Raw genomic sequence first — 20,841 nt, 5'->3', positions numbered from 1 at the left:
GCTTTCCGCAGGCGGTTCGGGAAGCCTCCTCGGCGCTAAAGCGCCTGCGGGGTCTCCCCTGCCCAGTCTTCCTGCAGGAGTCTCGCGCCTTCCGCACAAATCAACAGAGTTCTAAAATCAACAGTTACCATTAACATAGCTAATAAAAAAGAAAGAAGGTATAAATATGGAAAATAAATTTGTTCAGTTAACAATCCAAAATCATGTGGGAATTGTTAAATTAAACCGTCCGGAAGCTGGAAATGCCATTCATTTAGAAATGGCAAAGGAACTTATGGACCTTGCAATATTTTGTTCAGAGAGCGAAGAAATTAGAGCGGTGGTTATTACAGGTGCTGGAAATAAGTTTTCAGTCGGTGGAGATTTAAGAAGCTTTGCTGAGAAAGGGGAACAAATCAGTTCTCATCTAAAAAGTGTTACCGCCTATCTGCATCAAGCGATTTCCTATTTTACTAGAATGAATAAACCATTTATTGGTGCGGTGAATGGAGTCGCAGCGGGTGCCGGGATGAGTCTCGTATGTGCCTGTGATTTGGCTTATGCTTCTGACCATTCCAAATTTGTCATGGCGTATAACAAGATTGGATTAACCCCGGATGGTTCAGGAAGTTATTTCTTACCGCGTCTTGTTGGGATGAAACGGGCACTTGAGTTAATGTATACAAATCGTCCATTGGATGCAAAAGAGGCAAGTGAGTGGGGGATTATCAACCATGTTGTTGCCGATGAGCAATTATTAGAAGTTGTCCTAGAGTTAGCAGAGAACCTTGCAAATGGACCAATGAAAGCATATGGAGAAACGAAAAAGCTTTTTTATCATTCGCTGCAAGAAACACTTGAGTCCCAAATGAGTAAGGAGTCGTTAGTCCTTGCTGAGAGGGCAAGCAGCATGGAGGGAAAAGAAGGGATTTCCGCTTTTCTAGAAAAACGTGAAGCTGATTTTTTAAAAGAAACCATTTCTTCAAAATAATTAATTTTCAAGTATCGATAAACGGAGGATTTGAAAATCCAAGGTTAGATGCACGATTCTAGACACAAGCTTGGATTGATTTTGATAGGGGGGATAAGATTGAAGACCGCAAATGTTAGTGGAAATTTACTCTGGGAACCCTCACGTGAAATTCAAGAAAAATCAAACATAAAGAAGTTTATGACATGGCTGGATGAAACGCGTGGGCTAAAGTTTGAACAGTACAATCAATTATGGGAATGGTCCGTTACAGACCTTGAGGGATTTTGGTCTGCCATTTGGGATTATTATAAAATTATTGCCAAAAGTGATTATCATGAAGTATTATCTGAAGGCAAAATGCCAAATGTCGATTGGTTTTCTGGTGCAACAGTAAACTATGCAGAACATATATTTAGGAAAGAAACACCAGAAAAAGCTGCTATCATTTATCAATCGGAAATACGACCACAACAGGAGCTTTCATGGGCTGAACTTAAAAAGAATACAGCTGCTATTACAGGCTATTTAAAGTCTAAAGGGGTTAAGCCAGGTGACCGGGTTGTGTCATATGCCCCTAATATTCATGAAACAGTAACAGCATTTCTGGCATGTGCCAGTATTGGTGCAGTGTGGTCAAGCTGTGCACCGGAGTTTGGCATCCAGAGTGTTATTGATAGGTTTAAACAAATCGAACCAAAAGTAATGTTTGCATCAGATGGCTACCAATACGGAGGAAAGAAATACGACCGACTTGAATTAGTTGGAAGAATTCAAACGGAATTACCTACTTTGGAAGAAACAATTATTATTCCTAACCTCCAAGATCAACCTGAATTATCAGGTTTGAAGAATTCCGTACTTTGGGATCAGGTTATAAGTCAAAATAGTAATGTCCCATTAACCTTTGAAGCTGTTCCATTTAACCATCCGCTTTGGATCTTATATTCATCTGGAACTACAGGAAAACCAAAGGGAATTGTTCAAAGTCAAGGTGGAATCCTGCTTGAACATATAAAATTTCACGGACTTCAGATGGAATTAACAAGAGAAGATCGATTTTTTTGGTACACGACAACAGGCTGGATGATGTGGAACATAGTTGTTAGTAGTATGCTAACTGGTGCGACAGTCCTATTATATGATGGGAATCCGAGCTATCCGAATGATGAAACACTGTGGAGGTTTGCGGAATCTACCAAAATGACCATGATGGGCACAAGTGCAAGCTTTATAGTGGCCAATATGAAATCAAATGTGAAACCAAGAGAATTTAATCTCTCACACTTAAGAAGCATAGGCTCAACAGGTTCACCATTGCCTGAAAGCGGGTTTGAGTGGGTTTATCAAGAAGTGAAGAAGGATATTTGGCTTTATTCTACTACCGGAGGAACAGATATTTGTTCTGGTTTTCTAGGGGGAAGCCTGTTAATGCCAGTATACTCTGGTGAACTACAAGCTCGATCTTTAGGAGTAGCTGTTAAGTCCTTTAATGATGCAGGAGAAGAAGTAGTGGATGAAATTGGGGAACTTGTGGTTACAAAACCGATGCCATCCATGCCAATTTATTTTTGGAATGATGAAAATGGGGAACGTTACAAAAATAGTTATTTTGATGTTTTCCCTGATATTTGGAGGCATGGTGATTTTATTAAGATAACCTCTAGAGGATCTGGTGTTATGTTTGGTCGTTCAGATGCAACCATTAATCGGGGCGGAATTCGGATGGGGACGAGTGAAATATACAGTGCTTTAGAAAGTATACCAGAAGTGCACGATAGTTTGATTGTCGATATACCAATTAATAGTGAGCAATCCTACATGCCATTATTTCTCGTTGTAAAAGAGGGTACTCCATTTTCAGAGGAATTGAAATCGCATATTAACAAAACCATTCGACAAAACTGTTCTCCTAGACATGTACCAAATGAAATTATTAGTGTTAATGAACTCCCTAAAACATTGAACGGTAAAAAAATTGAGGTGCCCATTAAGAAAATTTTAATGGGAATTCCTGTAAATCAGGCTGTTAACTCAGATTCATTGCTAAATCCACAATCGTTACAATATTTTATTGAGTTTCAGAAATTGATAGAATCAGGGGATGTCTCTGTGAATTAATAGCAATATAGTAAGTAAAATACTTAGTAAAAGAATATCAATAGCCTAGGGGACCTGCCTCTAGGCTATTTTTTATGAAACAAAAAAGAAATCACAGTTTTTTCATGTGTGTTCTATCTTAGTCAGCTGTCCTACGGTCTTCAGCCGCTATAAGTCCCACCGTAGCAACACTCGTCATCACCATTCCAAAATGCTGCACCAATAATGACCAGCAGGATAAACAATATAACGATTAAAGGAAAACTTAAACCTACTCCATATTCTGAACTCATTTGCGAGAACCTCCTTTTTTCTGGGAAGGATACATACTATGACATTCGCCTATATTTTGATACAAAAGTTTTGTACAGGGGAGTAGCTTTAGGTTTTTCCAGAAATTTCTTGACTAAAAACAAATTTTAGAATATATTTTAATTAACAATTAACAAATTGTTAATTAAAGGAGTGAATAAAATGAAACTAAACTTTACAACACCAGATGGTTATACCAGCGATATTGCTGTCTTTACCATCACATCTGAGAGTAATGGCGAGTATAAACCTCCGATAAAAAAATTGAAAATTATGCTGATCAAACGTAGTGAACAGGATCATGAAGGGAATCCAAATATAGAAGCAGGCAAGTGGGCGTTACCGGGAGGATTTGTTCGTCCTAGCGAGACAGCTTTTCAAGCGGCCGAACGCAAACTTGTTGAAGAAACAGGAGTAGAAGGACTGCGGATTAAGCATTTTGGCGTCTATGATTCCCCCAGCCGAGACAAAAGAGGATGGATTATTTCAAATGCTCATTATGTGATAGCGAATGAAACTGCCCTAAAGAATCGTAAAACAACTTATGACGCACAAGATATACAACTGTTTACTATGGAAGAGGCTCTAGTCCTTAACCTTGCCTTTGACCACCGAATCATTATTGAGGATGCAATATGGTTCATTAAAAAGGATATGGCGCTAACAACACTTGCGAAGCATTTTCTTCCAGAACAGTTTGTCCTTTCAGAGCTTCAAGGAGTTTTATTGACCGTTTTGGATGATCCATCGATATCGACAGATGCAGCCTTTTTCAGAAAAGCACCAACACTGCCTTTTATAGAAGCAGTAACAGAAAATGGAAAACCTAAGAAATCAAATAGCTATTCCAAAACACCCGCACAGCTCTACCGTTTTAATGACTTTCAACCAATTGTTTCTGTGTACAGAAACAAACTACAAGGGTAAAAAACAAAAGGGTGAAGGGGAGAGAACGAATGGGGATATTTAGGAATTGGACACGTTTTGAAATAGGGTGGTTGTTCACCTTTACACTGGTTAACATTTATCTATATTTTGCTTGGTCAGACTCACTTATCGGCCTGATTTCATCTATAACCGGCATGCTCTGCGTGGTGTTAGTGGCAAAGGGGAAAATCTCCAATTATTATTTTGGGATTGTTCAAACGTTAACCTATGCGTATATTGCCTATGGGTATGGCCTTTATGGGGAAGTCATGCTCAATACGCTGTTTTACTTTCCGGTACAATTTATCGGGATCTATTTATGGAAACAGAACAAAACAGAACATGGTGTTAAAGGAGAAGATGTCAAAGTTAATAGACTCACAAAAACAGGCTGGATCTATACAGTGGTATCCATTTTAATCCTTACAATCAGCTATGGGTTCTTCTTGAAATACCTAGGCGGCAACAATGTATGGACGGATTCAGCAACAAATGTATTGTCGATAGCGGCACAAATTCTGATGTTAAAACGATTTGCGGAGCAATGGATCCTATGGATTTCAGTAAATGTTTTATCGATTTTCCTGTGGCTAAGTGCTTTACTCACTCAAGGCGGGAATGATTTTTCCATGTTGGTTATGTGGTCGGCCTTTCTCGTAAACAGCCTATATGGCTACATCAACTGGCGAAAACTTTATGTAAAACAAAATCAGGAGGTGGTCTAAATGAGTGTTGGATTCTTTGGAGGCAAGTTTCTACCGCTGCATCTTGGCCATGTGTATGCCATTGTTCAGGCTTCATCCACCGTGGATGAATTTTACGTAATTTTGTCTCATAGTGAAAAGCGTGATAAAGAATTGTGTCGAGATACTAAAATGGAGTACATTCCAGCTCAAATACGTTTACGCTGGCTGTCCAGGCTAACAAAGGATATGCCAAATGTAAAAGTAGTATCGATTGAAGACTATCAAGGAAATGATGATTACGACTGGAATGAAGGAGCTCAATTAATCAAAAAGGCAATTGGAAAACCGATAGATTATGTTTTTAGTTCTGAGACTGAATATAACCACATCTTTGAGGAACTGTATCCAACTGCAAAGCATTTTCTAATTGATCCTATCCGCACACATGTGAACATCTCCGCAACGGTGATACGAAAAGAAGGTGTTTTTCGACATTGGTCGTTCATTCCTGACATGGTGAAACCCTATTTTGTAAAGAAGGTCGTGGTGGTTGGTACAGAAAGCTGTGGAAAATCAACTCTAACGAAAAACCTCGCCAAAATCTATAATACCACCTATGTAGAAGAATACGGTCGGATTGTATGTGAAGAATTAGGCGGGTGTGATGGTATTATCTCAGTAGAAGATTACCAGAAAATTGCTTATGGCCATAAGATGGAAGAAATAAGGGCAATCGAAAAAGCTAATAAGCTAGTATTTATTGATACAGAAGCCATCGTAACCCAATTTTACTCAAACCTCTACAATAATGAGTATCAGACCGTACTAGATGAAATCGCTAAACGTCAAGTTTACGATCTTTGGCTATACCTTGAACCCGATGTGGAGTGGGTGAATGACGGGCTCCGGGTTCATGGAGAGGATGAGGTAAGGGTGAAAAATAATCAGCAGCTAAAGACTTTATTAAAAAGTCATAACATCGATTATAAAATCTTGAATGGAGATTATCTCGATCGGCTTAATGGTGCCATCAAACTGATAAACGAGTTAATAACTTAATAGGGAATAAGTATTGAAATCTATCTTTTGAAAAAGGGACTCCTTGGAAGTCCCTTATTTTATTGAGAACAAACAGCAATGATTTTTTTGAAATAATATAACCATATTATTACAGTTTTTCTGTATAATAGAAATAATTCTACTAGTAAACTATCTTCTAAATAATCTTAATTTGAATGGAGGAATAGATTCTATGTCAAACTTTCCGTCAATCCTTAATAATTTGAGGATTCCTGTTATTGGTTCACCACTTTTTATAATTAGTAATCCAAAGCTCGTTATTGAGCAATGTAAGGCTGGAATCGTTGGTTCGATGCCAGCATTAAATGCAAGGCCAGCATCGCAGCTTGACGAATGGCTGGCGGAAATCACAGAAGAGCTAGCAACATATAATGCACAAAATCCAGAGCGTCCAGCTGCGCCATTTGCGATTAATCAAATTGTCCACAAGACCAATGACCGGCTTGAACATGATATGGATCTATGTGTGAAGTATAAAGTTCCAATTATCATCACCTCACTTGGTGCCCGTGAAGAAATCAATGTCGCTGCACACAGCTATGGAGGTATTGTGTTCCACGATATAATCAATAATAAGTTCGCACACAAGGCTATTGATAAAGGAGCAGATGGTTTGATTGCAGTTGCTGCAGGTGCTGGCGGTCATGCGGGTGATAAGAGTCCTTTCGCATTGATTCAGGAAATTCGCCAATGGTTTAGTGGACCGTTAGCTTTGTCGGGTTCGATTGCAAACGGAAATGCCATTCTTGCAGCGCAAGCGATTGGGGCAGATTTTGCCTATATTGGCTCGCCATTCATTGCAACCCACGAAGCGAGGGCAGCGAATGAATATAAGCAAGCGATTGTGGAATGTACCTCAGATGATATTGTAAATAGCAGTCTTTTCACTGGTGTACATGGCAATTATCTTGCGCCATCCATCCGGTCTGCAGGTTTGGATCCTCATGCACTTCCAGAAAGCGATCCATCGAAAATGAATTTTGGCGGTAGTGGGCAGGCAAAGGCATGGAAAGATATTTGGGGAAGCGGTCAGGGAATTGGAGCAATAAATGAGGTCACGAGTACAGCGGAATACGTCGATAAGCTTCATCAAGAGTATATTGCTGCAAGAGAGAGAGTAATGAAAACGAGCCAAGTTTTTGCTTGAAAAAAGTGCCAGGTACCACCAAATTTGGTTGGTGCCTGGCACTTTTTATTGTGCTTATAAAAACTGGGTAAACCAACAATTAAACCAACTCAATATCCATTCAGTTTAGAATGATCTTTATATACAAACGGCATCGTGTCTATTTATAGAGGATAAGTTACTAGTGCATTACTTTTGACATTTGGATTCAATCTCAGTAAGGTAACATAGTAAGATACAAACATTAGTGGTAGAAGTATCATTTTTTATTTTTTTTATGATGGGTAATAACCCTTTAGATATTCTTAAAATGTTCATAGTAGAGTTGAACTAAACTATCATGTCATTACTAGGAGGAATTATTATGTCAAACTCTCAAACTATAGAAAAGCTAGAACAGAAAATGTTTATAGATGTTATTCGTGAACGTCGTTCTGTTCGTGCATACGATCCAACAGTGCAGATCTCACGTGAAGAAATGACTGAAATACTGGAGCAGGCAACTTTGGCTCCTTCGTCTTCGAACCTGCAGCCATGGCGTTTTCTAGTCATTGATAAACCGGAGTTGAAGAAAAAGCTTTTGCCAATCGCGTTTAACTAACAACAAGTAGTCGAAGCATCTGCTGTTATTGCGGTGATTGGCGATGTGGAAAGCTACAAGAAAGCCGAAAAAATTTATGGACAGGCTGTTGAAGCAGGCTATATGCCGGCTGATACGGCTAAATCATTCATCGAACGAACAGTCGGCATGTACTCAAACTTGCAGCCTGAAGTCGCTCGCCAAATTGTATATACGGATGGTGGCCTAATCTCGATGCAACTCATGCTTGTCGCACGATCCAAAGGGTACGACACTGTTCCAATGGGAGGATACGATAAAGCGAAGTTCGTTGAAGCTTTCGGAATTTCCGAGCAGTTTGTGCCGGTCATGCTCATTGCTATCGGAAAAGCAATGAAACAAGGACATCCTACTACACGTCTTCCTATTGAGGATGTAGCGTTCTTTAACGAATTGCCATCGGAATAAGCATGACATAATGCAAAAGAAAAGAAGAATTGAATATAAAAAATAAAAACTTTATTTTAACCCCGTTCTTTCTTAGAACGGGGTTATTTGTGTTTATGTTTTCGTGAATTCAAGTAATAAGCACCTTCTTCATGTGATATTGCTAGTATGATCTTTGTTAGCTAAATGATATTTTCAATTCTACCTAATATTATTGAGGAATTTTCAATATATAAATCTTGCAATGATTAGTGACCAATAATTGGGCTATTGCATAGGATGAATTATTCTTCAAGGAAAGAGGAGGAGCTTATGAAATGAGTACTGAATATAAATCAATTTTTGTAATAATTGTCATATTGTTCATTCTTTTAGTTATTATTGGGGGAATCTTTTTTTGATTTGATGGGGTATTGACCATGGTGCATTTATGAGGTGGAAAGCTTAATAAAAAAAGGCTTTTTAAACCCAGACAGTGCACTCACTGATTGGGATTATTCTTTTCTGGATATATGTAACCTATCTACCTTTTTCATGTATAGTAGAGTAGTGCTTAAAAAGGCAGATTGAATCGTAATGGCATTTTGGGGGCTTCGGAATAGCAGGCTTGGAAGTTTAGGAAGTGAGAAGATATTACACAGTCCTAGAATTTTTGAAAAAGAATACAAGGAAAGGCTGATAATATGAAGGTTGCAATTTTTGATTTTGATGGAACTTTATTTCCTGAAGAGACTTTTCCACTTTTGATGGGTCATTTGAAGAATCATCCTATTCATTTTCAGATGTATCGGAAATTCTTCCATAGGATTTTACCAATTTACGTAGCATACAAATGTAAACTTTACCCCGAACAAAAAATGAAAGAGTATTCGATGCGGTCCTATCTAGCAGCTTTTGGTTCTGCTCCAAAAGCAGAAATTGAGCAGTTTTTTTTCCAACTCGGAGGAAACATGAGTCAAAACCTGAGTGGTCATATGTTACATAGACTTGAACAACATAGAATGGACGGGTATTACACGATGCTTGTCTCAGGAGCTTATGAGCCACTCCTTAACTCAGTCACAAAAAATGTTAACTTTGATTGTATTATTGGGAGCAGTATTCCGTATCACGATGAAAAACTAAGTAAGATGACATCAATAAACTATATTTACGGAGAACGGAAAAAGGAATTTATTAATGCCCATCTGTCTAACAAGAAAGTTGACTGGCAAAATAGCTTTGCATATGGGGACAGTTACACTGATTTAAATGTACTCGAATTAGTAGGAAATCCAGTTGCTGTTAACCCAGAACCTCGTCTTTTAGAATTAGCTAATCATAAGAAATGGGAAATAATAAAATAATGGTAATGAAAAAGCGGTCTAGCCTATTAGAAAGCTGGCTAGACCCTATATTCGTTTGAAAACAACGTGCACTGATAAAATTAATTTATTGTACCCATAAAATTACATTTGACTTATTTAACTGTAAAAATTAATATTACAGTATAGATGTTTGGTTTAGTTCTTTCTAGATAAAAAGTTCAATTTGAAAATAACATGTTTTTATTGCCTTAACTGTAACTTTTTTTGTTACATTTAAATGGTGTTGAGCATAGGATAATGAGATAAATGATAAAAAGGGAGTGTGTAAAGGCATGGTAACTCTATTTACAACACCAAGCTGTGGTTCTTGTCGAAAAGCAAAGGCGTGGTTTGAGGAACATCAGATTGATTATATTGAAAGAAACATAATAGCTGATCCCCTTACGATCGATGAGATTAAATCGATTCTTCGCCTGACAGAAGAAGGGACGGACGAGATTATTTCGACTAACTCAAAAGTTTTTCAGGAATTGAATGTAGATATTGAATCTCTTCCACTTAATGAATTATATAAATTAATAATGAACAACCCCAAAATGTTGCGCCGTCCAATAATCCAAGATGAAAAACGATTACAGGTTGGATATAACGAGGACGAAATAACTAGGTTTTTACCACGTAGGCTTCGTACATTTGTAAACATCGAATCGCAAAAAGAGGCCAATTAATATGAAAACAATGGGGTGACTAAACAAAAAATGATCGTTTATTTTCCAAGGACTATGCAACAAGCTAAAGGTGTTAATAATCTAAAAAATTGCCTCTTAGTCAGGTGTCTGGTAAACTAACTTCAAAAAGTAAGTAACAGGTAAATTGAAGTTACGGTGCGTCCAATCTGTAACGTTTATCATTACAGTATAATAAATGATATAATAGTTAATATTAGCGGTAATAGAAAAATGATGAATGTATAGGAGGCAGGTCATGAACAGTGATTTTACACTTGCCATTCACAGTTTAACTCTTCTTGCACTACAGCCAGACCGGATGTCAACCAGTGAATATATCTCAGAAAGTGCCGGTGTCCACCCAGTTCGCATTCGGAAAGTATTAAGTTTATTAAAAAAACATGGTTTTATTAAATCAAAAGAAGGAACAGGCGGCGGATTTATATTTGCTTTAGATCCTAGTGAGGTTAACCTCTGGGACATATATAAGATTACCTCTGAAGGTGCATTACAGCCTAAATGTCCTGAATCAAATGAACAGTGCATAGTGGGAGCAAATATGCAAAGAGTGTTGTTTACCATTTTTTTAGGTGCTGAAGATCATCTGGGTGGATATTTAAAGGACTATACCATTAAAGAAATTGTTGATCTTGTCAATCAAAATCAATAAAGAAGATTTTGATGGACTTTTGTGAATCGTTTCTTCTTAATTTAAATGTAATAAAATAAATTACAGTTTAAAAAAGTCATTCGTGAAAAGAGCAACTTTTGAGTAATACTATACTTTTCCAAGCAGGTGAAAAATAATGTTGACTAATAATCATTGTCCCATGTTAGAAATAGGTGATTGGGTAAAGGGAAGTTTGTTGAGTGGGGAATTAATAATAGGTTATATTGAATCGCTGAGCAATTTAGATGGAGTAGCAAAGGTCACGATTGTGAAAAGTGACAACAAAGACATAATTGGCAGAACAATAGCATTATTAACCAACCAGCTTAAACGTCTACCTGCTGCAAATGTATCCAATAAGGAACAAATCCTCTTCCTAATTGACTTGGCGTTATCAACCGGGGATGAAGAATGGTTTAACGAACTATCATCGAAATTGCACTCATTGACTCAGCTTTTAAAGGAAGTTAAGGCATAAGAAGATAATCCATTTGAGGAACGATAGCAAGTCTTAGTGCCGTTTGAAATAAAAGAGTATTATCTATGAACTAGAAGTGGCAGGTGACCCGCCACTTCTTTATTTTTGAGGTAAATAAAACATGAAAAGAATTAACTGACAAACAGTGCCAGGAACCGTCCAATTATTGGTTGGTGCCAGGCACTTTGTTATTATGATGGGAACAAATAGCCGAATTAACCCATCCGTAAACCCCAATGCCCGTTCTAAACCCTATGAAGCTGAAGAAAGCTGTAATAAATCTATTTGATTCATTACATTCTTCACTAAAATCATATCTGTATGAATATAATTTGACCCGAATAGTTTATGTAAATCGGAGAGAGTTAATTGACTTCCATTAACTAGCTCATTTTTGATATAGATGTATACTGAAAAATGTTGTTGTAAAAACCGCAAAAAGTCATTTAAATTTACACCTGATTTTTCCATATACTCACTATTAAACTCGATAAAACCTAAAGCAGAAGCACTTTTCTGAATTAGTTCTGTCATTCCTCTTAAAACAAATGCTTCATACCCCTCAACATCCACTTTAAACAACATATTTTTGTTCGTAACATCCTCTTCAACTATCGAATCAATCGTTACAGATCTAACGGTTGTTTGTTCAATCATATCATGGGTAGGACGATAGGCAGCAGAAGATGTACCAGACCAATGTTTATCTACATAGAACGTTTTTTCTTCTTCTTTATCTGCCGCAAAGACATTAAAGATCTTAATTTGCACTTTATTTCGATGAACCTCTCTTGATTGATGAATATACTTTAACAAATCTCGATTTGCTTCGATTCCATAAATTTGTGAGTGGGTAGGATAGTTTGTCGAGAAAATACATTCTCCATAGTTTACACCTACATCGATAACCAAATCTGGTGAATATTCATTCACAGCGTTAATCCAAAAATTGGTCAAACGCTTACTTGTCATCCCATTGCTGATTAACAATGCTCTGCCTCGATTTTCTTCTGAATCAACAAAGATAGTATTGAAGGAAGGCAGCACAATTTCATTTGGAATTTTACTATTATTCAAAGTCTTGTATTTTAGAAAAATCCCTAAATCAATTAAAAACTTCCACGTCCTCGGATAATTTTCCCACATTTTTAATAAGAAAGTCTTTCCAGCTGATGCTATCGTGTTCATTTTTTTCCCCCTGTAAATGTAAATAACTACATTCATAGAATTTTCTGTTTATATTAAAAACTCCTTCACAGTTCAGAAAGATTAACAATAAATTTACAAATAAAATACAAACCTTATATTTACTCAACCTGAAGACTTAGATGAAAATAGAGCGAAGGACTGTTAAGCGAAATTCAGTTCAATTGTATAGTTACATGAATGAGACTTACTAAATGAAAGCGAGGAGGACATTAATGAAAAAGTATAAATTTTAGGGCAATAGTTGATGGTAATGCTCGTGTGCTCAAATCCATGGTCGCGGAAGTGCTTGTATGTGTGACTCCAATAATTTTGTATTTCTAAATAAGGATAAAAAAGCTTTAAAACAGAGGTGAGTTATGTTTTTCAGAATAATCCGTAATGACATTTTAAAGAGCAAAGCGATAACGCTAACAACAATGATATTTGTAGCTGCTGCCTCTATGCTTGTTTCGCTTGCGGCGATACTCGTTGTAAATCTTTCTGGTGCGCTAGATACGCTTATGACACAGGCGAAAACTCCGCATTTTATGCAAATGCATTCCGGTGATATTGATGCCGAGCGACTTAAATCCTTTGCAGAGCAAAATAACAACGTCGAAGAATATCAGGTAGTTGAGTTTCTAGGCATGGACGGCGCGCAGATTATTTTAGGCGATCATTCGCTCAGCGATAGTGTACAAGATAACGGCTTTAGCATACAGAACGAAAAATTCGATTATCTTCTTGATCTTAACGGCAACATCATCAACGTATCCGACGGCGAGCTTTATGTTCCAGTAACCTATATGAAGGACAACACGACAAAGGTCGGTGACAATGCCGTAATAAGCGGGAAGGAATTTACCGTTGCGGGATTTCTCCGTGATTCGACCATGAATTCCTCGCTCTCCGCGTCAAAGCGATTTCTGGTAAGCAACAATGATTTCGCGGAAATTAAAGACCTTGGAAGTATCGAGTATCTGATTGAGTTTAGATTGAAGGATTTCTCGGTGATTGGCGAATTTGAAACAGCTTATGCTTCGGCAGGGCTTGAAGCGAACGGACCAACGGTTACATATACGCTTTTCAAAACGATGAACGCCATTTCAGACGGGATGATGATTGCGGTTATCCTTCTTGTAAGCATACTTGTCGTTGCCATCACTTTTATGTGTATACGTTTTACGCTCCTTGCGAAAATCGAAGACGACTACCGTGAAATTGGTGTTATGAAAGCAATAGGGCTTCGTCTTTCCGACATAAAGAAGATTTATCTTGCGAAATACGCTAGCTTAGCGGCGGCAGGGAGTATTCTTGGATTTATTCTTTCGCTTAGGTTCCAAGGCATGCTACTTGAAAATATACGTCTTTATATGGGCGAAAGCGAAAATTCTTCTTTTGCCCTAGTTTTAGGAATCATTGGCATACTGCTTGTATTTCTTGCAATTGTTGCTTTTGTAAACTTTGTTTTGAAACGCTTTCGGAAAATATCTGCTGCGGAAGCTATACGCTTTGGTACTTCTCAGGAAAAGAAAGCTGGCACTAAGCGTTTTTCCTTAAGTAGCAACAAACTGTTTAGCACGAATATTTTTCTCGGAATTAAGGATGTTCTCGCTAGAAAAAAATTATACGCCACAATGCTTGTGGTCTTGGTGATTTCGGCATTTATAATGATAGTTCCCCAGAACCTCTACAACACGATTTCCTCAAAAAGCTTCATTCAATATATGGGGATTGGAAACTACGATCTGCGCATTCAGACCAATGTATCTGAAAAAACCAATGAAATTGTGAAGACGATAGACAGCGACAGTGACGTTTCAAAGTATACTGTTCTGACAACAAAGACTTTCAAAGTAAAAACGAGAAACGGGTCAGAGGAAAATATAAAAGTTGAACTCGGTGACCATTTGGCATTTCCTATAGAGTATTCTGAGGGCAGAGCACCTGCTCGTGATGACGAAATCGCGCTTTCGACAATAAACGCTGGTGAGATGAGCAAAAAGGTCGGCGATGTCATTACGCTGGTGATTGAAGGGAAGGAGAAAGATCTCACGGTAACCGGAATATACTCCGACGTTACAAACGGCGGCAAAACCGCAAAGGCTGTATTCACCGACAATTCGGCGAATGTCATGTGGACCATCGTCTGTGTTGAACTTTCGGATAAATCTCTTGTCGACAGTAAGGTTTCAGGATATTCGAACAACTTTGATTTTGCAAAGACTTCAGACATTGATGAATTTGTTTCTCAGACCCTCGGCTCGACCATAAGTTCCGTCGAAATGGCTTCCTACGCCGCAGTTGCGGTTGCGCTAGTTATTACGCTAATGATTACACTGTTGTTCATGAAAATGCTTGTTGCAAAGGACAGATATTCCATTGCCGTAATGAAGGCGCTCGGTTTTACAAACTCGGATATTAAGGCGCAGTATGTTTCTCGTTCGATTTTCGTACTGATTGTCGGAATTATTCTCGGTACGCTTCTCGCGAACACTCTCGGTGAAGTCCTTGCGGGCGCACTTATCTCTTCGTTTGGAGCGTCAACGTTTAATTTTACAGTCAGTCCACTTACGGCATATATGCTTAGTCCGCTGATGATGATATTCACGGTACTTATCGCAATGATGATTGGCACATCGAGCGCGGGACAAATAAAAATTTCCGAAAATATAAAGGAGTAGGCATATGAAGAAGATTATTATCGGTGATCAAATAGTAAAAGGGTTCGGTGAGGGTGATGAACAGCGCAATGTTCTCGATGGAGTATCCGTTGAAATAAACGAAGGAGAGTTCGTTGCGGTTATGGGACCTTCGGGCTCGGGAAAATCGACGCTGATGTTTTCGCTGAGCGGAATGGACGGAATTGACAGAGGGAAGGTCGTTTTTGACAGCAGGGATTTATCGGCGGTCGGGGAGAATGAACTTTCAGATATTCGTAGAACTAAAATGGGATTTGTTTTTCAGCAGCCTACTATGCTGAAAAATCTGAATATCCTCGACAACATCATTCTTCCGTCAATGCACGACAACAGAAAGAACGCCGCAAAAATAACCCAGAAAGCAAGAGCACTTATGAAAAGGGTAGGCATTGCGGAGCTTGAGAAGCGTGACATTATTCAGGTTTCAGGAGGTCAGCTTCAGCGTGCGGGAATATGCCGCGCACTTATGAACAACCCGAGAATCATCTTCGGCGACGAGCCTACAGGCGCGCTCAACTCAAAATCAGCGCAGGAGATTATGGATATATTCTCCGAAATCAACAAGAACGGTACTGCGGTTATGCTAGTAACTCACGACGCAAAGATTGCGGCGCGGACGGAGCGTATTATGTTTATGCGTGACGGAAAAATTGTGAGTGAGCTAAAGCTTCCAAAGTTTGATGGGACGGATATTGATGGCAGAGTTAAAGTTGTAACGGTGAAAATGCGGGAAATAGGAATATGATTAAGATTGCAGTTAAGAAAATTTAGTTTAGATAGTAAAGGTTTCCGGTTACGATCTCGTAATCGGATTCAATAGATTTTCTTTTTTTTCCAGAAAAGTAAATGGAAATTAAAATTATATTTAGAGTTTACCGAATATTTTCAAAAATTTTACTTGATTATTAAACAATCTTTACATTTGTTTTATATAGTTAACGAGTGATGTTATTTACTATACATCTTCTCTACCTTTCATTTAATAGAGTGGTACCATATTAAATGCATCATACATACTTGGGAAAATCAGTTTTAATAGAGGGGGAAATATGGTGAAAAGAAACCGGACGATGACATTATTAATCGGTTTATTGATGATGTTTATGGCCGCTTGTGGAAATAGTTCCACATCTTCAGAAGAGAATTCTACTGAATCCATTAATAATGAAGAAACAAAAGATGTCGAGGCAAAGGTAGAAGGGACGTTGAATTTCTACACATCACAGCCTGATGCAGATGCTGCTAAATTAGTAGAAGTTTTTAATGTGAAGTATCCGGATGTTGAAGTTGAAATATTCCGTTCAGGTACAGAAGAAGTTATTTCCAAAATCCAAGCTGAAAAATTGGCGGGTGATGTACAAGCAGACGTACTGCTAGTAGCTGATGCCGTTACATTTGAAAGTCTTAAGGAAGAGGACATGCTTTTAGCATATGACTCTGAAGAAGCTGGGAAAATTCCTGCAGAATTTATTGATGCGGATGGAATGTATTATGGAACAAAAGTAATGACGACAGGAATAGTTGTAAATACAGAAAAAGTTAAAGAACTACCAACAAGCTGGGAAGTCCTAACATCTGAAGAGTCAAAAGGCAAAATTATTATGCCAAGTCCATTATATTCCGGCGCTGCAGCTTATAATCTTGGGGTACTAACCCGTCAGGATAGCTTTGGCTGGGAATTCTATGAAAATATTCAAGCGAATGATTTACAAGTAACAAAAGGAAACGGTGATGTATTAAAAGGTGTAGCAAGCGGCGAAAAAGATTATGGCATGATTGTTGATTATCTTGCTGCACGTGCAGCACAAGAAGGTTCTCCTGTTGCATTTGTCTATCCAACAGGAGGAGTTCCAGTTATTACAGAACCAATTGGTATTATGAATGGCACAGATAATGAAGCAGCCGCACAAGCTTTTGTTGATTTTGTTTTGTCAGAAGAAGGACAACAGTTAGCTGCGGAACTTGGCTATTCACCGATTCGTGAAGGAGTAGAAGCTCCTGAAGGATTAAAAACAATAGAAGAATTAAAGGTTATTTCTGCTGATATGAACGAACTTTATAAAGCAAGAGAAGATGATAAAAAGAAATTTGAAGAAATTACAGCACAATAAAGAGTAAACGAATTTAGATTTACAACAAAGGAAGTGGACGTATGATTCCACAGCATCTACAATCGGAAAGGAAAACGAGTAGGTCTTTCTCGTTTTCCTTTTCTTCATTATTTAGAAGCTGGTATGGATTAACTGGTTTTATTCTCATTATTTTTCTGTTTTTATTACCGATTTTGCGGTTGGTATGGTTAAGTATTTCCACAGAGGATGGAATTAGTTTGACCATGTATAAAGAAGTATTATCAGACAGCTCAACATGGAAGACGGTACAAAACACTTTGATTATAACAATTATTAGCACGATAATGGCTATTTTATTTGGTGTCATATTTGCATGGATCATGGCTTATGTCAATATTAGGGGTAAAAAGTGGATTCAACTATTTATCTTTTTACCATTTATTATCCCGTCCTATATTACAACGCTTGCTTGGGTTCAATTCCTTGGATCAAATGGACCTATTCAATATGTTTTTGAGCTTTTATCCTTCGAAGCTCCGGATTTAAATTTGTATAGTATGGAAGGAATTATTTTTATGTTAGGAATCACTCATTTTCCGCTTGTCTATTTATTGAGTGTCAATATTTTCAGAAAAATACCAAGAGATCTGCAGAATGCTGCAAAGGTTGGGGGAGCCTCCAATGGGACAATTTTTCGAAAAATTGTTTTACCGATGGCTTTACCAGGTATAGCGGGTGGGGGATTACTTGCGTTTTTATCCAATTTAGATAATTTTGGTATTCCAGCTTTTTTAGGAATACCTGCCAATATTCGAGTGTTGAGCACTAATATTTATGAACAGGTAATTGGGTATGGACCTAGTGCATTCGCCAGGGCATCTGTGCTGTCTGTTTTGCTTGGTGCAATCGCTATAATCGGGACAATTGTACAGTGGGTGATTGTACGAAAAAGTAAAGTGAATGAAACGATCAAAATCGACATGGAACCACGTTTTTTTCTATCAAGCGGTAAACGTCTAATCGTAGAACTTTTACTATGGGGATTTATCCTTGTAACAAGCTTCATTCCTTTTCTGACAATGGGCGCAACATCTTTTATAAAGGCCTATGGTCTATCATTAAAGTGGGAAAACCTTTCTCTAAAAAATTATCAATTCTTACTGTTTGAAGATGAAAAAGTATTGAATGCCGTAGGGAATAGTTTGTTGCTAGGTAATGTAACAGTGCTATGCTGTCTGCTGTTAGGAACAGCCATTGCTTATATACGATTTAAAAGACCGACTCTTTTTATTCAGGTAACAGAAGTAATTGTTACAAGCCCTTATGCACTTCCTGGAACTGTTTTTGCTCTGTCCATTATATTAATGTGGATACAACCCATCCCAGGGTGGCAACCAGGCATCTATGGTACTATCTGGATTTTATTAATCGCTTATATTACGAGATTTACCATTCTTCAAGTGCGTGGTAGTGTAGCAGCATTTTCACAGTTAGATCCTTCTATGGAAGAAGCAGCTCAAATGTCTGGGGCAGGAATATGGGTGAAATGGAGAAAAATTCTTTTGCCTTTACTTTTACCTGGCGTGTTAGGTGGTTCCTTGCTTGTGTTTCTTACGGCTTTAACAGAATTAACCGTTTCAAGCTTATTGTGGTCAAGCGGATCCGAAACGATTGGTGTTGTTATTTTTAGTTATGAACAGGGTGGTTTTAGTACCTATTCAACTGCTTTTTCGAGCATGATTGTACTTGCCATCCTATTGGCTGGGATTGTATATATAATCGTAAATAAAATGTGGGAAAAACGGGTGATCAAATTAGATGATACAACTTCAAGGAATTAGTAAACAGTATGGAGAATTTAAAGCCTTAAAAAATATTAACCTAGAATTAAATGAAAAAGAATTTGTAGCTGTACTCGGCCCTTCTGGTTGTGGAAAAACAACCTTGTTAAAATTATTAGCAGGGTTTATGAAACCATCTACGGGTCAAATAAAGTTGGACGGTCAATTAATTGCATCGAAAAAAACACTAATTCCTCCCGAAAAAAGGAATATTAGTATGGTATTTCAATCTCATGCTCTCTGGCCACATATGAATGTAGAAGAGCATATCTATTTTCCACTTAAACACCATCATTTTGGTAAAATACAAGATATATATGAACAAGACGCAGCAGTAACAGAAATTTTAGAATTGGTAGGACTGGAAAAATTAAGGCACCGCTTTCCATCCGAACTTTCAGGAGGTCAAAGGCAGCGGGTTTCACTTGCAAGAGCTATCGCTCCAAAACCTAGCTTACTTTTAATGGATGAACCTCTTAGTGCATTAGACGCAGAACTAAGGATAGACATGCGAAAAGAGATTCAACGTATCCATCGTCAACTTGGCACTACCATTGTTTTCGTCACTCATGATCAAGGAGAGGCACTTGCCATGGCGGATAGAATCATAGTCATGAATAATGGTGAAATTGAACAAGTGGATGCACCGGAAAATCTTTATACAAGACCGAAATCGATATTTGTATCGACTTTTGTGGGAAAAAGTAATGTGATTACGGGAAAATGGGTGTCAGACGATACATTTATTCCAGGCCAATTTCTATCAGTCACTTGGAAGGATATCGGAATTCCTGCAGAACTTAAAAATCAGCAGGTTTTTCCTGTCAGACCAGAACAATGGGTAATAGGGGATCCCGAACCAAATGAAATCACAGGTAAAGTGCTTTTTTCTCAATTTCAAGGAAATGAAATTCAATATAGTGTGTTAGTAAATGAAAATACAATTTCAGTTACAGCACCTGCCATGCAGAAACGATATAAACCAGGAGAACGTGGTAGTTTAAAACTATTAACAGCGATAAATTAATTGGGTCTGGAAAGTAGGAATATGCAGCAATAATCCATAAAGCAATCGATTAACATAACTAAAAAACAGTTTTAATTTAAGTTAAGGTTCTTTTCGCGAATTTTGTAGCTTTTGAAAAATACAAGAAAATAAATGGTATTTTAAAAAAAAGGGAAATCAAAACCTTCAAAAAGAGAAAATAGAGCCTGAGATATTTGGGGGAAATATGGTCTTCCAGTGTTTGCATTGCTTTCACCCTCGTTACTTGGAACAGATTTAGCTGCCTTAACAGCTCTATTGCTTGGTTCATCTAAAATCAGTGTAAATACTTGGATGGGGATCAGTTTAGTCATTTGGTCGATTCTTATGACGGGTGGCTCTGTTTATGATTTCAAATACATTAATATGATATAAAAATTTAGACAACAAAACAGAAACGATTTATCTAGTCGGTAAATAGTTTTTTCTGTTTTTAGCTTGGATAGAATGGCTTTCATTAATTTAGCCAATTTTTTAAAGATAAGGTAAAAACTCCGGTTACCACATCGTAACCGGAGTATTTTTATATTTAATTCTAAAATTTGTTGTCTTTCGGAATGTTGCCATGCATGATAAAATGAATAAACTATATATTACTAAGATTTTATTTTCTTAGATTGTGAT

The 20,841-nt window shown here is 37.7% G+C and carries 19 protein-coding genes and 1 pseudogene; 18 read left to right on the top strand and 2 right to left on the bottom strand.

Going from position 1 to position 20,841, the window contains the following annotated elements:
• Window positions 1-166 precede the first annotated feature (166 nt).
• The gene (locus CHI06_RS15275) at window positions 167-970 is read left to right on the top strand and encodes an enoyl-CoA hydratase/isomerase family protein (protein ID WP_095249489.1); all 804 of its coding nucleotides are present in this window, start codon (window positions 167-169) and stop codon (window positions 968-970) included.
• A gap of 99 nt (window positions 971-1,069) precedes the next feature.
• Window positions 1,070-3,070 carry an acetoacetate--CoA ligase gene (locus tag CHI06_RS15270; RefSeq protein ID WP_257009316.1) on the top strand — a complete coding sequence of 667 codons (2,001 nt, stop codon included), beginning with the start codon at window positions 1,070-1,072 and terminating at the stop codon, window positions 3,068-3,070.
• Between the two features lie 140 nt (window positions 3,071-3,210).
• Here CHI06_RS15270 and CHI06_RS15265 read toward each other — a convergent pair whose 3' ends face one another.
• A complete protein-coding gene (locus CHI06_RS15265; RefSeq protein ID WP_095249487.1) occupies window positions 3,211-3,342 on the bottom strand; it encodes a YjcZ family sporulation protein in 132 nt (43 codons plus the stop codon).
• A 181-nt stretch (window positions 3,343-3,523) separates the two neighbouring features.
• Between CHI06_RS15265 and CHI06_RS15260 the strand changes: the two genes are divergently transcribed.
• The 10 genes and pseudogenes from CHI06_RS15260 to CHI06_RS15215 all read left to right on the top strand — a co-directional run bounded on the left by CHI06_RS15260 (window position 3,524) and on the right by CHI06_RS15215 (window position 11,369).
• Window positions 3,524-4,288 (top strand): NUDIX domain-containing protein, encoded by a 765-nt coding sequence (locus CHI06_RS15260; RefSeq protein ID WP_095249486.1) that lies wholly within the window; start codon window positions 3,524-3,526, stop codon window positions 4,286-4,288.
• A gap of 29 nt (window positions 4,289-4,317) precedes the next feature.
• Entirely contained in the window at window positions 4,318-5,013 is a 696-nt protein-coding gene (pnuC, locus tag CHI06_RS15255) for a nicotinamide riboside transporter PnuC (protein WP_095249485.1), read from the top strand.
• Window positions 5,014-6,033, top strand: coding sequence for a multifunctional transcriptional regulator/nicotinamide-nucleotide adenylyltransferase/ribosylnicotinamide kinase NadR (nadR, locus tag CHI06_RS15250; protein WP_095249484.1), 1,020 nt, complete (start codon window positions 5,014-5,016; stop codon window positions 6,031-6,033).
• 193 nt (window positions 6,034-6,226) lie between these two features.
• On the top strand, window positions 6,227-7,201 hold the full coding sequence (locus tag CHI06_RS15245; protein WP_095249483.1) for an NAD(P)H-dependent flavin oxidoreductase: 975 nt from the start codon (window positions 6,227-6,229) through the stop codon (window positions 7,199-7,201).
• 343 nt (window positions 7,202-7,544) lie between these two features.
• A pseudogene (locus CHI06_RS15240) lies at window positions 7,545-8,207 on the top strand (nitroreductase family protein).
• A gap of 296 nt (window positions 8,208-8,503) precedes the next feature.
• Window positions 8,504-8,587, top strand: coding sequence for a YjcZ family sporulation protein (locus CHI06_RS15235; protein WP_095249482.1), 84 nt, complete (start codon window positions 8,504-8,506; stop codon window positions 8,585-8,587).
• Window positions 8,588-8,869: 282 nt separating this feature from the next.
• Window positions 8,870-9,532 carry an HAD family hydrolase gene (locus CHI06_RS15230; RefSeq protein ID WP_095249481.1) on the top strand — a complete coding sequence of 221 codons (663 nt, stop codon included), beginning with the start codon at window positions 8,870-8,872 and terminating at the stop codon, window positions 9,530-9,532.
• Between the two features lie 293 nt (window positions 9,533-9,825).
• Window positions 9,826-10,221 carry a transcriptional regulator SpxA gene (spxA, locus tag CHI06_RS15225; RefSeq protein ID WP_095249480.1) on the top strand — a complete coding sequence of 132 codons (396 nt, stop codon included), beginning with the start codon at window positions 9,826-9,828 and terminating at the stop codon, window positions 10,219-10,221.
• Between the two features lie 256 nt (window positions 10,222-10,477).
• Window positions 10,478-10,891 (top strand): RrF2 family transcriptional regulator, encoded by a 414-nt coding sequence (locus tag CHI06_RS15220; protein WP_095249479.1) that lies wholly within the window; start codon window positions 10,478-10,480, stop codon window positions 10,889-10,891.
• A 136-nt stretch (window positions 10,892-11,027) separates the two neighbouring features.
• Window positions 11,028-11,369, top strand: a complete 342-nt coding sequence (locus CHI06_RS15215; protein WP_095249477.1) for an IDEAL domain-containing protein — start codon at window positions 11,028-11,030, stop codon at window positions 11,367-11,369.
• A 252-nt stretch (window positions 11,370-11,621) separates the two neighbouring features.
• On the opposite strand, the gene CHI06_RS15210 is transcribed toward CHI06_RS15215, so the two are convergent.
• Window positions 11,622-12,557, bottom strand: a complete 936-nt coding sequence (locus CHI06_RS15210) for an FkbM family methyltransferase (protein ID WP_179292636.1) — start codon at window positions 12,555-12,557, stop codon at window positions 11,622-11,624.
• A gap of 377 nt (window positions 12,558-12,934) precedes the next feature.
• Here CHI06_RS15210 and CHI06_RS15205 point away from each other — a divergent pair, with 377 nt between their 5' ends.
• The 6 genes from CHI06_RS15205 (at window position 12,935) to CHI06_RS29780 (ending at window position 20,592) form a co-directional block, all read left to right on the top strand.
• Window positions 12,935-15,241, top strand: a complete 2,307-nt coding sequence (locus CHI06_RS15205; RefSeq protein ID WP_095249473.1) for an ABC transporter permease — start codon at window positions 12,935-12,937, stop codon at window positions 15,239-15,241.
• Between the two features lie 4 nt (window positions 15,242-15,245).
• The gene (locus tag CHI06_RS15200; RefSeq protein WP_095249471.1) at window positions 15,246-16,004 is read left to right on the top strand and encodes an ABC transporter ATP-binding protein; all 759 of its coding nucleotides are present in this window, start codon (window positions 15,246-15,248) and stop codon (window positions 16,002-16,004) included.
• 304 nt (window positions 16,005-16,308) lie between these two features.
• Complete coding sequence (locus tag CHI06_RS15195) at window positions 16,309-17,370, top strand: ABC transporter substrate-binding protein (protein ID WP_095249470.1); 1,062 nt, start codon at window positions 16,309-16,311, stop codon at window positions 17,368-17,370.
• 41 nt (window positions 17,371-17,411) lie between these two features.
• Window positions 17,412-19,172 (top strand): ABC transporter permease, encoded by a 1,761-nt coding sequence (locus CHI06_RS15190; protein ID WP_095249469.1) that lies wholly within the window; start codon window positions 17,412-17,414, stop codon window positions 19,170-19,172.
• Window positions 19,150-20,199 (top strand): ABC transporter ATP-binding protein, encoded by a 1,050-nt coding sequence (locus CHI06_RS15185; protein ID WP_095249468.1) that lies wholly within the window; start codon window positions 19,150-19,152, stop codon window positions 20,197-20,199. Before CHI06_RS15190 ends, CHI06_RS15185 begins: the two co-directional genes overlap by 23 nt.
• Before the next feature lie 216 nt (window positions 20,200-20,415).
• Window positions 20,416-20,592, top strand: coding sequence for a hypothetical protein (locus CHI06_RS29780; RefSeq protein WP_179292635.1), 177 nt, complete (start codon window positions 20,416-20,418; stop codon window positions 20,590-20,592).
• The last annotated feature ends 249 nt before the right edge of the window (window positions 20,593-20,841 follow it).

The sequence above is a fragment of the Bacillus sp. 7884-1 genome, from assembly GCF_002272245.1.
Taxonomy (GTDB): Bacteria; Bacillota; Bacilli; order Bacillales; family Cytobacillaceae; genus Neobacillus.
The sequence above is the reverse complement of the archived record's forward strand: the minus strand, read 5'-3'. Positions and strand labels throughout refer to the sequence as shown.

Bases quoted from the DNA above. Each gene is read 5' to 3' on its own strand.
- CHI06_RS15275 (WP_095249489.1), top strand. From the start codon at position 167: ATGGAAAATAAATTTGTTCAGTTAACAATCCAAAATCATGTGGGAATT.
- CHI06_RS15265 (WP_095249487.1), bottom strand. From the start codon at position 3,342: ATGAGTTCAGAATATGGAGTAGGTTTAAGTTTTCCTTTAATCGTTATA.
- CHI06_RS15260 (WP_095249486.1), top strand. From the start codon at position 3,524: ATGAAACTAAACTTTACAACACCAGATGGTTATACCAGCGATATTGCT.
- pnuC (WP_095249485.1), top strand. From the start codon at position 4,318: ATGGGGATATTTAGGAATTGGACACGTTTTGAAATAGGGTGGTTGTTC.
- nadR (WP_095249484.1), top strand. From the start codon at position 5,014: ATGAGTGTTGGATTCTTTGGAGGCAAGTTTCTACCGCTGCATCTTGGC.
- CHI06_RS15245 (WP_095249483.1), top strand. From the start codon at position 6,227: ATGTCAAACTTTCCGTCAATCCTTAATAATTTGAGGATTCCTGTTATT.
- CHI06_RS15235 (WP_095249482.1), top strand. From the start codon at position 8,504: ATGAGTACTGAATATAAATCAATTTTTGTAATAATTGTCATATTGTTC.
- CHI06_RS15230 (WP_095249481.1), top strand. From the start codon at position 8,870: ATGAAGGTTGCAATTTTTGATTTTGATGGAACTTTATTTCCTGAAGAG.
- spxA (WP_095249480.1), top strand. From the start codon at position 9,826: ATGGTAACTCTATTTACAACACCAAGCTGTGGTTCTTGTCGAAAAGCA.
- CHI06_RS15220 (WP_095249479.1), top strand. From the start codon at position 10,478: ATGAACAGTGATTTTACACTTGCCATTCACAGTTTAACTCTTCTTGCA.
- CHI06_RS15215 (WP_095249477.1), top strand. From the start codon at position 11,028: ATGTTGACTAATAATCATTGTCCCATGTTAGAAATAGGTGATTGGGTA.
- CHI06_RS15210 (WP_179292636.1), bottom strand. From the start codon at position 12,557: ATGAACACGATAGCATCAGCTGGAAAGACTTTCTTATTAAAAATGTGG.
- CHI06_RS15205 (WP_095249473.1), top strand. From the start codon at position 12,935: ATGTTTTTCAGAATAATCCGTAATGACATTTTAAAGAGCAAAGCGATA.
- CHI06_RS15200 (WP_095249471.1), top strand. From the start codon at position 15,246: ATGAAGAAGATTATTATCGGTGATCAAATAGTAAAAGGGTTCGGTGAG.
- CHI06_RS15195 (WP_095249470.1), top strand. From the start codon at position 16,309: ATGGTGAAAAGAAACCGGACGATGACATTATTAATCGGTTTATTGATG.
- CHI06_RS15190 (WP_095249469.1), top strand. From the start codon at position 17,412: ATGATTCCACAGCATCTACAATCGGAAAGGAAAACGAGTAGGTCTTTC.
- CHI06_RS15185 (WP_095249468.1), top strand. From the start codon at position 19,150: ATGATACAACTTCAAGGAATTAGTAAACAGTATGGAGAATTTAAAGCC.